Below are 13,035 nucleotides of genomic sequence, written 5' to 3' on the forward strand. Positions count from 1 at the left end.
TCTATAACGCCCGGCCGGCTGAACCAAAAGCCCGGGCCGCGCGTAGTGTTCACAGATAAAAGGAGAATGCGATGATCAGGCTGATAGCGGCACTGGGGGTTCTGGCGGCGCTTGCGGCCTGTACGGGCAAGCCCGCGCTGGATGATCCGAAGCTTTCGGACGCGGCGTTTAATCTGGAGGAATTCTTTGACGGGCGCGTGCTCGCCAAAGGCCAGTTTCAGGATGTGTTCGGAACGGTGCGACGCCGCTTTGACGTTGAGGTGAACGGCACCTGGGACGGTGAGACCCTGACCCTCGTGGAGGATTTCGTGTATGAGGACAAGTCGACCGAGCAGCGGATATGGACCTTGCAGAAAACCGGACCCGAAACCGGGCCGCAAACATGGCGTGGTTCTGCGGAGGGCGTTATAGGCGAGGCCACCGGTGAAGAGCGTGGCGATACATTCAACTGGCAGTACCTGATCGATCTGCCGGTGCCGGAGGGTACATTGCGGGTACGTTTCGATGACTGGATGTGGCAGCTCAGCGAAACCCGCGTGCTCAACCGCGCCTACATGAAGAAGTATGGCGTGGATATCGGCGAAGTGATCATCACCTTCGAAAAACAGCCCTGAGGATCAGTCATCGTCAGGCACCGGATCATAGCCGGACTGCCCCCACGGATGACACCTTGCAATCCGGCGGCAGGTCAGCCACGCGCCGCGCCAGGCACCATGACGTTCCAGTGCTTCGAGCGCATAGGCGCTGCAGGTTGGCTGATAACGACAGTTGTGCCCGACCCAGGGACTGAATAGCAGCCGGTAGACGCGTACCGGCAGCGCGAGGAGACGGGCGACCGGACTCACCGGGTCTTGTGGTGCAGCACGTCGAGTGCTGCATGAAAATCGTGCTGAAGCTGCTCAAAGGGCAGGGTGGCTGTCGTCCCGCGCCGTCCGATCAGCACATAATCCATACCATTCAGTCCGCGATCGGGCAGGGTCAGACGCGCGATTTCGCGCAGGCGCCGTTTCGCACGGTTTCGTGCGACGGCATTGCCAACCTTCTTCGAGCAGGTAAAGCCAACGCGGATACCACCGGCTTCTTCGGGCGCGCGTTCGCGCATCTGTAGGATAAATCCGGGCTTTGCGGCGCGACGGGCGCGGGCGGCGCGCTGAAAATCCTGACGTTTAGTCAGGGTCTCAACAGAACGCACAGAAACCGCCGCAGGCGCGTTTCCGTCGGATGTCTGATCCGGAGAAGCGTCTTGCGGCGGTTCCATCATAACGGTACCGGCAAAAATGTCGGTATCAGGCGCTCAGAGACTTCCGTCCCTGTGCACGACGTGCGTTCAGGATCTTGCGGCCGGCTTTGGTGGCCATGCGCGCGCGGAAGCCGTGGCGCCGTTTGCGCACGAGGTTTGAGGGTTGATAGGTGCGTTTCATCGCTCCGTCTCCATTACTGCTTCGGGCTCTGCGTGGAATCGCTTCCGCGCCTGAGGTCATCAGAAGCCTGTCTCCTAATGCCCCCCGCGCCCCAAGTCAAACCCCGCACCGGCGAAATCCGCGGGTTTTTTGCAATAATTACCTCCCGGAACAGGGCAGATGTTACATCCCGGGGCCGCTGCGGGCCGCGGGAGCCACCACAATGTCACGTGCCATCAAGCGCGCGTGATACCCCTGTCGCCGGTCCCGTCAAGGCGTCATGTATGAGACTGATTGCAACGCACCCGCAGAAAGGCGACACATATGTCAGACATGACCCAGGATCCGAAACCGGGCGCGTTGCGCCATCTGCCGTTGCTGGTGATCCTTGTAGTGGCGGCCGCTGGCGCCTTTACCCTGCGTGACTACCTCAGTTTCGATGCCCTGCGCGACAACCGCGAAGCGCTCATCGCCTTCCGGGATGCGAATATCCTGCTGACGATGCTTGGTTTTGTGGCGGCCTATATTGTCATTGTGGCCTTCTCGCTGCCCGGCGCGCTCATTGCGACCCTGACGGGCGGGTTTCTGTTCGGCACGCTCGGCGGGTCTGCCCTGAGCGTGACCGGGGCGACCATTGGCGCTGTGATTATCTTTCTCGCCGCGCGCCACGGGCTTGGCGAGAAGCTCAAAGCGCGCATGGATGCCTCTCAGGGCACCGTGAGAAAGGTCAAAGAGGGGATCGACGAAAATCAGTGGTCGATGCTCTTTTTCCTGCGTCTTGTGCCGGTGGTGCCTTTTTTCGTCGCCAACCTCGTGCCGGCCTTTCTGGCTGTTCCTCTGCACCGGTTTGCGATCTCGACCTTTTTCGGGATCATTCCCGGATCACTCGTCTATTCCTCGGTTGGTGCGGGGCTTGGCACGGTTTTTGAGCGGGGCGAAACGCCTGATCTGGGCATTATTTTCGAACCGCATATCCTGCTGCCGATCCTTGGTCTGAGTGCGCTGTCGCTGATGCCGGTTGTTGTCAAAGCCATCACGGGCCGGAAGACTCTTTAAATATGAACAGGATCAAAACTGACATTCTGATCATTGGCGCGGGTTCGGGCGGTTTGTCCGTTGCGGCAGGCGCTGTGCAGATGGGTGCCGATGTGACCCTTCTGGAAGGGCACAAAATGGGCGGCGATTGCCTTAACTACGGCTGCGTGCCGTCCAAGGCGCTGATCGCCAGCGGCAAAGCAGCCTGGGCACAGCGACATTCAGAGAAATACGGTGTGTCGGATGCGGCAGGAAACGCGGATTACGCCGCGGCCAAAGAGCACGTCCAGGGTGTGATCGCACAGATTGAACCTGTCGACAGCCAGGAACGGTTCGAAGGCCTGGGCGTTCGGGTGATCCGCGAGTTTGGCCAATTCATCTCCCCTACCGAAGTGCAGGCCGGTGACAGCGTGATTACCGCGCGCCGGACTGTTATTGCCACCGGCTCCTCGCCGCTGGTGCCCCCGATCCCGGGGCTCGACAAGGTGCCTTACGAAACCAACGAAACGCTCTGGGAACTGCGCGACAGGCCGGATCACCTGCTGATTGTGGGCGGCGGGCCGATCGGGATGGAAATGGCACAGGCGCATGTCCGGCTTGGCAGCAAAGTTACCGTGATCGAAGGCGATAAGGCGCTGGGCAAAGACGACCCCGAGCTTGCCGCGGTGGTCGTGAACCAGCTCCGCGATGAAGGCGTGGTTATAGAAGAAGGGACCACGGCCGACGAGATAAAAGGCAGAGCAGGCGCCATCGAAGTCGTCACCAGAGACAGGCGTTCGATCAAAGGCAGCCACCTGCTGATGGCTGTCGGGCGGCGCACAAATACTGAAAAACTTAATCTGGAGGCCGCAGGCATTGAAACAACGAAAACCGGGGTGAAGGTCGACGGTGGGCTGCGCACCAGCAACCGCAGGGTCTATGCTATCGGTGACGCCGCCGGTGGGATGCAGTTCACCCATGTTGCGGGGTATCATGCGGGCGTCATCATCCGCTCAATGCTCTTTGCGTTGCCTTCAAAAGCAAAGACCGCGCATATCCCCCGGGTCACCTATACTGACCCTGAGCTTGCTCAGGTCGGCATGACCGAAGCGCAGGCCCGTAAGGAGCACGGCATCCGTCTGGAGGTCGTTCGGTTCAACTATGATCACAATGACCGCGCTATTGCTGAGCGGAAAACGACCGGATTTATCAAAGTCATGGTTTATAAGGGCCGGCCTGTGGGGGCGTCGATCGTCGGACACCAGGCGGGGGAGCTCATCAGTCTCTGGGCGCTGGCGCTGGCCAATAAAATGAAGATGAGCCAGATTGCCGCCATGGTCGCCCCCTATCCGACCATCGGTGAAGTCAACAAACGTGCCGCCGGCGCTTATTTCAGCCCGCGCCTTTTTGAAAACCCGACGGTCAAAAAGATCGTGGGGCTTGTCCAGCGCTACATCCCGTGAAACGCTGAACCCATGTTCAACTCGCTTTCAGGCCGGCTGCTGATCCTCACGACCATCTTTGTGATGATCGCGGAGGTTCTGATCTTTGTGCCCTCGATTGCGCGTTTCAGAGAAGACTACATGATGAACCGCCTGGAACGGGCGCAGATCGCGTCGCTTGCCCTGCTGGCAGACGATATGATCGAAAGCGAGCTTGAGGCGGAGCTTCTGGAGAACGCCGGTGTCTTCAACGTGGTGCTGCGCCGGGATTCCGCACGGCAGCTTATGCTGTCGTCTGATATGCCGCAGCCCATCGCCGCGACCTATGACATGCGCGACAACACTGCGGCGGTTCTGATCCGGGACGCTCTCGCGCGTCTGGTGACCACTGAAAATCAGGTCATCCGGGTGATCGGCGCGCCGGTGCGCGACGCAGGCCTGCTGATTGAAGTTACTATGGAAACCCGCGGGTTGCGTGACGCGATGATCGACTATGGCATCCGCATTCTGATCCTGTCGGCGGTTATTTCGGTAATCACGGCGTTTTTGCTGTTTCTTGCCATGCGGGCGCTGCTGCTCAAGCCAATCAAAGGTGTGGTGGGACAGATGCTGCACTATGCGGCCGCGCCTGAGGACGCACGTCGGATCATTGTGCCCACGGCAAGTGTTACTGAGCTGCATGAAGCGGAAGTGGCACTGCGCAAGCTGGAGACAGATCTCACCCAGGCCCTGCGCCAGAAGGAGCGGCTGGCGCAGCTGGGCAGTGCGGTGAGTAAAATCAGCCATGATCTGCGGAATATTCTGACCTCGGCGCAGCTTTTCACAGATCGTATCGAAATGAGCGAAGACCCCACCGTCAAACGCATGGCACCCAAGCTGGTGAGCTCAATCACCCGTGCCGTGCATTTATGCGAAAGCACCCTTGCTTTCGGAAAGGCAGAAGAGCCAAGCCCGACGCTGACGCTATTGTCGCTCGCGCAGGTGGTGGACGAGGTGATAGAGGGCGAGCGCCTCGCTGCAGAGGGCACGGGTATCACATTTGCCTCCGACGTGCCGGTTGATCTGATGGTCCGTGCGGACCCCGAACAACTCTATCGGGTGCTGGCAAATCTGGTGCGCAACGCGCGTCAGGCGCTGGGGACATCTGGAGAAGACGGCAAGGTCGAGGTCGTCGGCTATGAAGATATGTCTGCGTGGTGGATTGAGGTGACGGATACCGGACCCGGGCTGCCAGCCAATGCCCGCGAGCATCTTTTCACGCCGTTTCAGGGCAGCGCCCGCAAGGGCGGATCAGGTCTTGGGCTCGCGATCTCCGCCGAGCTGGTGCGCGGACACGGCGGTACACTGGAGCTTGCGTCCTCTGATGAATTCGGCACACGGTTTGTGATCTGTCTGCCAAAAGGCGACGGCACCCTCGCCGGAGAAAAGGCGCAGATCCCCGAGGCCGCTGGCGGCACGTGAAAACCGCCAGACAGGACGGGCCGCGCCTGATCTGCGTCCTGTCGGGAAATTCGACGATTTGGCTTGCATCATCCGCCGCTCAGCACTAAACCCCGGCGGCAGTGGACCGATAGCTCAGCTGGATAGAGTACCTGACTACGAATCAGGGGGTCGGGGGTTCGAATCCTCCTCGGTCCGCCACTTTCCCCTCATTTAAGACGACCAGTATCTGACTAAAATCCACAATTTCAGCGTGCTACATGGCTGAAGAGTACCTCAATCTGACTTGATTCACCAAACATCTGTCCGCGCAGTTTACAACAGCGGGGATGTGAGAGCGGCAGCACCACAGACACCGCCGGCTCAATGATCACGGCCCTCGCACCCGGTTTCTGGCAATATGGTCGCGGCCCTTTTGCTCAGCACGTTTACCATCCACGGGCTACAACCGGGCGCGCAGCTGTTCCACGAGAACTCTGTGCTGGTCGACGGCTTTACGATGGAAATGCAGATCATGCCGCATTGATTTTCCTGCCCGGAGGGGCGATTTCGACGCGTGTTTTCGCCCGGTTCCAGCGTCCCCCCCCCCGGTGTTTTTCTCGTGCCCTCTGTCCTTATCCTCATGTGACCGGGCGTTTTTGTCATTAACGGGCGGGCCATCGAGTTCCGGGTCATGTTGTCGCCCGGAATTGCTGACTAATCCCTCGAGAAACTGAACGTCCTATTGACCCCGGTCATTCCGGGCATGATCCCGCGACCTATAGCCCAAAAAAGCGTGCGCCGCGCGTTGCTCACCAGCCGAGGGGACGTAACAGAGCTGTCAACCAGACCCATCTCGGCAGCGCTGGCTTTAGCCCCGATCCTGTCATCGAATTGCCGCTGATCAAAGCTTTCCGGCGTAAAAGAAACCTCGCTGCAAACTCCGGATGATCCGCTTCAATCTGCATAGCGGCCATTGATCCACTTTGCAGCAACACGCAGCCGGGACTCCGAGTGGTTCATTACTGCCCACTGCATCAATGGCCACGTTTTGGACTAGGCCGCGCTTGCCGACGGGCTACACCAGGTACCAGTTTTCGACTTCCCGGACGACTTTCCCGGCGGTCAAAGCAAGCTCTACGTCGGCAATCGCATTTTCGACTTCGCCTGGTGTTGCGATAAGTTCAGAAATGCCGGCTTCCAGATCATGAGCCGTCCCGCTGACAGAATAAAGCGTGTCAATGTCGATTGCGCGGGCATTCCGGTGGCGCAACAAATGGTCGAAGAACCGCCGGTAGGTCGTTTCGTCATATGAGGACTGATCCCCGACGGCCCTCGCCGTGACCAAACCCAGTTCGATGGCTTTCTCACGTGTCAGACGCCAGGCCAGGTTCATGATTTCCGGAGGGGCATCCCTGGCCTCATCCGGGTGTTGCGGGTTTGCAAAGGTCGCCTTTCTGATCGCTTCCAGTTTTTCGCGCAGTTCACCTGTCGGAACCGGATAGAAGAATACGGTCGTGTCGGATGCCAGTGCCGGCTCGGCTGCGTCCGGGATAACCTGAACAAACTCGGAATACCTGCTCCCGATGATGGGAACTTCACCAATCAGCATCTCCGCAGGATCACGATTTTCGGAAAGCCATCGGGCCAGGGCCTGCCGTGCCCACAGCCCGGCTGCTTTGCGGATGATCGGGTGACTTCCATCCGCTACATCCGGGTACCTTGCCAGAATGCTGTCTCTCTCGAAGGCCGCAAGCCCTGCATCCCAACGGATTATCCGGACGCGGCGCCCGGCCGAGGCGGCCATTGAGATCTGCTCACGCATGAGGAATGATTTACCGGATGCCGGCAACCCGGTAAAAAACACCATGCGGCATTTCCGAGCCGCGTCGGCCAGGATGTCGCCGCTTACCGTGTCCACAAAACGATCAATCAATATGGATGTCGCTCCCGGTCAGGTGTTAGAACAAATCTGGGATTAGTACGATACAGCGCCGTGAGGCCAGGCAATCGGAAGCCTGAAGGGCGCGCAGGAGAAAGAATTGTTGGCTCAAAGTCAAACGAGCAGTAATTACGCCCGCCCCGGGTAAATCTGCAGGTTCCGCTGTCCCTGTCAATTGCCCGCCTGCTCCAGGCTCGGAACCACCAATCTCCGCGCCGCTACAGCGCGACCTGTACTCATTGTCTTCAGCGTCACTCGCGGCCCGTTCCGGACGTTTAGGATGTGGTCAGGCGCTGCGACGCAGGTTCACCATACCGAACTTCGGCAGCGCCCGCACCATCCCGGTGCCATCGAAGTGAAAAGCAGCGGACTTTCGGGAGATCCGACCACAATTTATGGGTGGCTGCCTGATAGTTTTGTCTTCGCAGTTCGACTGTTTAAAAACCGCTTTCTCAGGTTCTCGTGCTTCTCACAGATCGAACTGTCCTGAAGCTGAGCAAAGGGATTAAAAATTGCTGATAAAGACGCACCGTTTTCATCGCATAACCTGAACCGGAAAATGCGCAGGGCCGCCCCTGCGGTCAGGCCACAAGCTGGCTAAAGCCCATGACAACGGGTAATGCGGAAAGTATGACAGTCGATGCATTAAATGACGAGAATTTCGAGGATGGTTGCCAGTTCATCATAAAGTTGGGAATCGCGGCGCATGGATATGGTCCTTCGACCTCCCGTTTAGAAACCTTTCTGACGAGGGCTGCGGATGCACTTGGTATCAGTGGGGTCTATTTCTCAACACCCTCGAGTATTGAATTTGCCTTTTCGAAAGAAGGGCAGGTTTGGCAGAAAACGCATGTCGTGCGGCTGCCGCTCTGCGACTTTAATATGGCCAGATTATCTCACACCGGAGAACTGGTGGAAAAGCTGACGGCTGGCGAAATGACGCTTTCAGATGCGTCTGACAGACTGGATGAAATTGCGGCTTTGCCCAACCCATGGGGACGCCTGAGCTATGGGCTGAGTTTTGTAGCTGTCACGGTCGGAGTTGCCGGATTGCTCCATGCGAACATAATGGAAATTGTAGCGTCTGGTATCCTGAGCCTGCTTGTTTACGTCGTTTTTATAGCAGCTGATCGGGTCGGCGGGCGCTTCGCCGAATCCCTGCCGTTTGTAAGCGCCTTCTTAGCCGGCGCGTGTGCGACAGCAATCAATCTGTTCGTGCCCGAGCTGAACCCGGTCCTCATGACACTGTCGGCGATCATCATTCTGATCCCGGGCTTTCAGGTCAGCGTCGCCATTATCGAGATCATCGACAGTCATGTTGAGGCCGGAATGGTCCGACTGATGAGCGGGATTGTTTACCTGGTAAAACAGTTCGCGGGTTGCTGGCTCGGCTTGGCCTCAATCGGGATGTTTCGCGCGTCACAACCTGAATTCACGGTCCCGACGCAATTCTTTGTGGATGACATCACGGTTGGATTCTTTGTCGCGCTTTTGTTTGTGGGAGTTGGGATTGCCTATCAGACATTGATGAAAGATATGCTCTGGGTTCTTCTTGGGTGCTGTTTGACCTTTACTGCTGTGGTCGGCAGCAGCACCTACCTTGGCGTCGAGTACAGCACTTTGATCGGCGCCATAGTTGCGGGCGTATTCGCGAACACCTGGGTCAGGTTGACCAACCGACCGACTTCTATTGTTCTCGTCCCTTCGATTACCGTCATGGTCAGCGGCAGCATCGGGTTCCGGGGATTGGTAGTTGCAGCTGCGGGTCATTCGGATGAGGGTATGACCATGTTCATTCAGATGTTCAGCATTGCAGCATCAATCGCCGCCGGGTTGCTGGTGTCAAATACGATACTGCGACCGAAAATTACGCTTTAGTGCGTTCGCTTCAGCATCGGGAACCTGACTGAGGTGGCTTTCGCCGGTATTATCGGGCGATGGATACAGTCTCAGCACCTGTCGCTGCGTGCTCTGAACCGAACCTGGCTGCGCGTTGCGCCAATAGTCCTGACCCAACCCCCTGATCCGGGCCGTTCAGGTGTAGAATCCGTCCCTGTGAACGGTCCTGCAAGTCAGATCTCAATGGCTTCTGTGATAGCTGGCACATCCTCAGATCCGATGCGTAATTAACTGACTGTGATGTCCGCCATTGTGTGCGCTGAGAGAAATTGTACCAAGCGCAGGTTGCCAGTTTTAGCGTAGATCCGGGCTCATAGAGACAGTTTCTGTACCAGACAGCGACGTCTGCTTACCCACGAACAGAGCACCGGGCACAAGTTCATTGGCAAGGTCGTAAAACGGGTCCTGTGGCGCCCGACCATTTCCACACGCAATTTTCCGAACGCGTAGCAGGAATACTACCGGCAACTTTTGCCGGCCCGCTTTGGCCGCCCTTTTCTGCAGGCATGGTAGTTTATGGAAGCGTCCACTCACCCCTTGGTATAGTCGCGGATCACATAGTGTTTGGTCGTGGTCTCGATCACATTCCAGAACCCTCTGAAACCGTTGGGGATCTGAAAAGCATCACCTGTGCGGAACTCCTGGATCTCGCCGTCTTCCGAGATCAGCTGAACATGGCCTTCAGTAATATAGCAAAATTCGTCGCGATCCTGAAACGCGTGCCATTTGCCTGGCGTACTGGTCCAGGTGCCGGACAACATTCCTCCGTCAGGGCTGTTGAAATGGGATACTGTGACATGGTGTGGATCGCCTTCAACGACGCGGTCTGGCAGATCTGCCAGACGACGCTCGCCGCGGATACCTTCATGTGTTGCAAAGCCTATTACGGGGTTCGTCATCTCAGGTCGTCCTTAATTTGCTGTTAGAGGATTTCATCCTTCAGGTAGTAATAGGGATACATCACCCGCTGACCTAAACGGCGGAATGGCGTTAAAATTCCGTGGCTTGGCAATGGTGACGAAAAGATCGGAAGGTCCACTTCGATCTTTTGTCCCGCCACGATCTGCGCCAGACGCCTGCCCGCCTGTGCGGAATACATCACGCCGTTGCCGCCATAACCCATTGCATAGTAAACAGTGCGATCAGGCTCAGGCTGAAAGACGCGCGGCATCATGTCGTGGCTGACATCAACCCAGCCCCACCACGAATAATCCAGGTCTATATCAGTCAGAACCGGGAACTTCCTGTGCAAACCTTTGCGCAGAAGCGCCAGATGCTTTGGGTTTTCTGCGTCTTTGCCTGTGATGGCGCTCCGACTGCCGATCTGGACCCGGTTGTCAGGCAGGAAACGGTAATAGTGGCGCAGCGTTCTCGTGTCTGTCAGCGGCGATTTTGTCTGGAACCCGCATTCCACCATCTCCTCATCGGTCAGCGGGCGTGTGACGATGGAGTTCGACAGGATTGGCATCAGCCTGTGCTTGGTCCGGTAGTGTAGCCCGCTCGGCGTATAGCCTGCAGTCGCCAGTGCCACCGCACGCGCGCGCACGGTGCCGCCGGGCGTGGTCAGGTGATGCACGCCATTCACAACTTTCCAGCCCATCACCGGGCTGGCTGTGTGGATCTTCGCACCGAGTTTACGTGCCAGCCGCACATAGCTGAATGCCAGCTTTGCCGCATGAATGCTGGTCCCGTCCGGTTCCCACATCGCACCACAGGCTTCCTGGTCTTTGACATAGCGCTCATGCACTTCTTCGCGGCTGAGCATTTTACTGCCGTACCCGAATGTGTCGTTGAGAAGCTGACACTCTTTTTCGAGCTTTGGCATGACCTTTTCCCGGTGTGCCAGATAGAAATGCCCGCCGGTCTGGGGCTCGCAGTCAATATCATCGGAGCCGATCAGATCGTTGAAGAGCTCAAATGCCTCGACAACTTCGTTGTGCATCTTTTTTGCGACATCAACGCCCCAGCGCTGGATCCACTGTGACCGCTTTAGCCGCCCGGACGAAATCTGCGCCTGTCCGCCGTTGCGCGTAGAGCAGCCCCAGGCGACCGTGTTGGCCTCCAGAACAGTCGCCTTGATACCGTGGTTTCTGGCGAGGTGAATGGCCGTCGAGAGACCGGTATAGCCCGAGCCGATGACCACCACATCGACATCCATATCCCCGGAGACAGGACCGTCATCTTCGGGCAGGGGACCGGCTGTCCCAATCCAGTAAGTCGGGGCATGGTCACGGTTGTGGCCTGGCCCGGCATCGACAATCGGGTCATATCGGGGATCGTAGCTGGATTTGGGCCAATGCCTTGGACGAGTTTGGTCAGTCATGTCAGCCTCCGAAGCTATGTATGATAACAGCTTACACCCGAAATGGGGGGCGGGATTTTCGCAGCGCTTGTTTTACGATGATTTTGCCGTCACGCAGCGTGAACAGATCAGCGCCCTGCGCTTCAGTTCGCATGCCCTGCGCATCGGTTCCCGAGAACGTCCATTCAGACACGGCACGGTCGCCATGCACAAAATGGCTGTGGTGATCCCAGTGCGCATCTTTCATGCCCGCCCAGACTGCTGAGAACGCAGCGGCGATGGCTTTCGCACCCTCTATTTTTGAACCATAGGCCGCATCACCACCGACCGTATAAAAAACGCAATCATCCGCGAAACATTTCATGACCCCGTCAATGTCGTGGCGGTTAAAAGCGTCAAATGTATCTTCGAGGTCCTGTGAGGTCAGAGAAGTAGTCATTCCGGAAGCTCCGATGCGAATGAAGTGCAAGGTCGTCAGCCGCTGCTTTCAACGAATCGGTGTCATAACTGGCGCACCTGCATTGCCTGACCTGTTGCAGTCCATGCGGTCAAAACCCGCAATCTCATAGGGCCAGAATTTTCCATAGCTAATGCCAGAATCACCATATGAAGAGATTTCAGACATTTAATTGATCCCTGCCATGTTCAACAAAAAGCAAAGCCATCCGGTCGGGGCTGTAAGACGCCGACACAGTATTGCCCGGAGATCGCTATAGCGATCACATCCGTACCAAATCTGTTTCCTCTTGCGTGGTACGCAGAGAAGGCAGACTTTTCGAAAATTCCACCGAAAGAGAGCTTCGTTCGCATTGTGCTCATCTGGTTGTCCGAAATGCTGCAAACTGCGCAAATAGCGGCCTTTGGGCAAGCTACAGGCTGGATTTGCTGCGGGTCGAATGGCAGCCGGGGGCAGATCCAGCCTTTTGGGCCGGTTTCGCGTTCAGTGAACACACGCCCCATCCTTCGTTTTTCATTCTTTTCCCAGTGCTGGGCAGCGTATTGATCATCGGATTTGCGAACCCGAAATATCCTGCTGTCCGTCTGTTATCCGCCCGGCCACACGTCGGCGTCGGTTCGATTTCCTGCTCACTTTATCTTTGGCACTTTCCTGTATTTGCCTTTCTGCGGGTCTGGAATTTCGGGATCAATGATCCCTTTTTGATCTCGATCGGCATTGTACTCTCTTGTGTGCTTGCGGCGGTGACATGGAAATGGGTCAAACAACCTTTCCGAAACAAAACCCCATGCCAATCAGGCGGTTTGCCGTTCTGGCGATAATGCCGCGTGCCGCATTGCTGTTATTTGGCGTTGTGTCTTTCCACGCAGTGCTGACGCAGGCTATGACGCCGTTCCGTAGGAATTCATGGCCGGTTTCAAGGTTTTTGAACCTGCGGGCGGTGACGCCAGGCGCTGCATCGATCAGGATGGGTTTCTTGATGAAGCGACGTGGTGTCGGCCCGGTGCGGGTACGTCGGAGGTGTCTTTCATACTCATCGGAGACAGCCATGCTGAAGCCCTCGCGGCAACTGTAGATGCGGCCGCCCGACAGATCGGGGAAACCGGTCTGCTGGTCGCCAGATCCGGCTGCCCTTTGCTGTTTGGCCTTGAACCACACCG

14 protein-coding genes, 1 tRNA gene and 1 pseudogene are annotated in these 13,035 nt (G+C 57.3%); 9 read left to right on the forward strand and 7 right to left on the reverse strand.

The annotated features are described in order from the left end of the window. Positions 1 to 71 precede the first annotated feature (71 nt). Positions 72 to 614, forward strand: a complete 543-nt coding sequence (locus tag G3256_RS03180; RefSeq protein ID WP_169639456.1) for a DUF3833 domain-containing protein — start codon at positions 72 to 74, stop codon at positions 612 to 614. Positions 615 to 617: 3 nt separating this feature from the next. Here the strand turns inward: G3256_RS03180 and yidD are convergent, their stop codons facing one another. The 3 genes from yidD to rpmH are packed head-to-tail and all read right to left on the reverse strand — an operon-like array spanning position 618 to position 1,421. Then, positions 618 to 845, reverse strand: coding sequence for a membrane protein insertion efficiency factor YidD (gene yidD / locus G3256_RS03185; RefSeq protein WP_169639457.1), 228 nt, complete (start codon positions 843 to 845; stop codon positions 618 to 620). After that, a complete protein-coding gene (gene rnpA, locus G3256_RS03190; protein ID WP_169639458.1) occupies positions 842 to 1,258 on the reverse strand; it encodes a ribonuclease P protein component in 417 nt (138 codons plus the stop codon). The genes yidD and rnpA overlap by 4 nt, the downstream gene beginning before the upstream one ends. A 28-nt stretch (positions 1,259 to 1,286) precedes the next feature. Then, the gene (rpmH, locus tag G3256_RS03195) at positions 1,287 to 1,421 is read right to left on the reverse strand and encodes a 50S ribosomal protein L34 (RefSeq protein ID WP_108800938.1); all 135 of its coding nucleotides are present in this window, start codon (positions 1,419 to 1,421) and stop codon (positions 1,287 to 1,289) included. 303 nt (positions 1,422 to 1,724) lie between these two features. On the opposite strand from rpmH, the gene G3256_RS03200 reads away from it, so the two are divergent. From G3256_RS03200 to G3256_RS19285, 5 genes are all read left to right on the forward strand, one after another. Continuing rightward, a complete protein-coding gene (locus G3256_RS03200; protein WP_169639459.1) occupies positions 1,725 to 2,456 on the forward strand; it encodes a TVP38/TMEM64 family protein in 732 nt (243 codons plus the stop codon). A gap of 2 nt (positions 2,457 to 2,458) precedes the next feature. Further along, entirely contained in the window at positions 2,459 to 3,877 is a 1,419-nt protein-coding gene (locus G3256_RS03205; RefSeq protein ID WP_169639460.1) for a dihydrolipoyl dehydrogenase family protein, read from the forward strand. Positions 3,878 to 3,889: 12 nt separating this feature from the next. Further along, the gene (locus tag G3256_RS03210; RefSeq protein ID WP_169639461.1) at positions 3,890 to 5,317 is read left to right on the forward strand and encodes a sensor histidine kinase; all 1,428 of its coding nucleotides are present in this window, start codon (positions 3,890 to 3,892) and stop codon (positions 5,315 to 5,317) included. Positions 5,318 to 5,420: 103 nt separating this feature from the next. Next, positions 5,421 to 5,497, forward strand: a tRNA-Arg gene (locus tag G3256_RS03215). A gap of 199 nt (positions 5,498 to 5,696) precedes the next feature. Beyond that, entirely contained in the window at positions 5,697 to 5,822 is a 126-nt protein-coding gene (locus tag G3256_RS19285) for a hypothetical protein (RefSeq protein ID WP_281359596.1), read from the forward strand. 531 nt (positions 5,823 to 6,353) lie between these two features. On the opposite strand, the gene G3256_RS03220 is transcribed toward G3256_RS19285, so the two are convergent. Then, positions 6,354 to 7,145, reverse strand: coding sequence for a hypothetical protein (locus tag G3256_RS03220; RefSeq protein ID WP_206040784.1), 792 nt, complete (start codon positions 7,143 to 7,145; stop codon positions 6,354 to 6,356). Positions 7,146 to 7,847: 702 nt separating this feature from the next. On the opposite strand from G3256_RS03220, the gene G3256_RS03225 reads away from it, so the two are divergent. Continuing rightward, complete coding sequence (locus G3256_RS03225) at positions 7,848 to 9,095, forward strand: threonine/serine exporter family protein (protein WP_169639463.1); 1,248 nt, start codon at positions 7,848 to 7,850, stop codon at positions 9,093 to 9,095. A gap of 551 nt (positions 9,096 to 9,646) precedes the next feature. On the opposite strand, the gene G3256_RS03230 is transcribed toward G3256_RS03225, so the two are convergent. The 3 genes from G3256_RS03230 to G3256_RS03240 are packed head-to-tail and all read right to left on the reverse strand — an operon-like array spanning position 9,647 to position 11,857. Beyond that, on the reverse strand, positions 9,647 to 10,015 hold the full coding sequence (locus G3256_RS03230; protein ID WP_169639464.1) for a cupin domain-containing protein: 369 nt from the start codon (positions 10,013 to 10,015) through the stop codon (positions 9,647 to 9,649). A 23-nt stretch (positions 10,016 to 10,038) separates the two neighbouring features. Further along, positions 10,039 to 11,439 carry an NAD(P)/FAD-dependent oxidoreductase gene (locus G3256_RS03235; protein WP_169639465.1) on the reverse strand — a complete coding sequence of 467 codons (1,401 nt, stop codon included), beginning with the start codon at positions 11,437 to 11,439 and terminating at the stop codon, positions 10,039 to 10,041. 31 nt (positions 11,440 to 11,470) lie between these two features. Then, positions 11,471 to 11,857, reverse strand: coding sequence for a nuclear transport factor 2 family protein (locus G3256_RS03240; protein ID WP_169639466.1), 387 nt, complete (start codon positions 11,855 to 11,857; stop codon positions 11,471 to 11,473). Between the two features lie 443 nt (positions 11,858 to 12,300). Here G3256_RS03240 and G3256_RS19365 point away from each other — a divergent pair, with 443 nt between their 5' ends. Together G3256_RS19365 and G3256_RS19370 are read left to right on the forward strand one after the other, a co-directional pair. After that, positions 12,301 to 12,696 carry an acyltransferase family protein gene (locus G3256_RS19365; protein WP_425501513.1) on the forward strand — a complete coding sequence of 132 codons (396 nt, stop codon included), beginning with the start codon at positions 12,301 to 12,303 and terminating at the stop codon, positions 12,694 to 12,696. A gap of 85 nt (positions 12,697 to 12,781) precedes the next feature. Continuing rightward, positions 12,782 to 13,009: pseudogene (locus G3256_RS19370) on the forward strand (SGNH hydrolase domain-containing protein); the annotation flags it as partial. Positions 13,010 to 13,035 lie beyond the last annotated feature (26 nt).

The sequence above is a fragment of the Roseobacter ponti genome, from assembly GCF_012932215.1.
Lineage (GTDB): Bacteria > Pseudomonadota > Alphaproteobacteria > Rhodobacterales > Rhodobacteraceae > Roseobacter > Roseobacter ponti.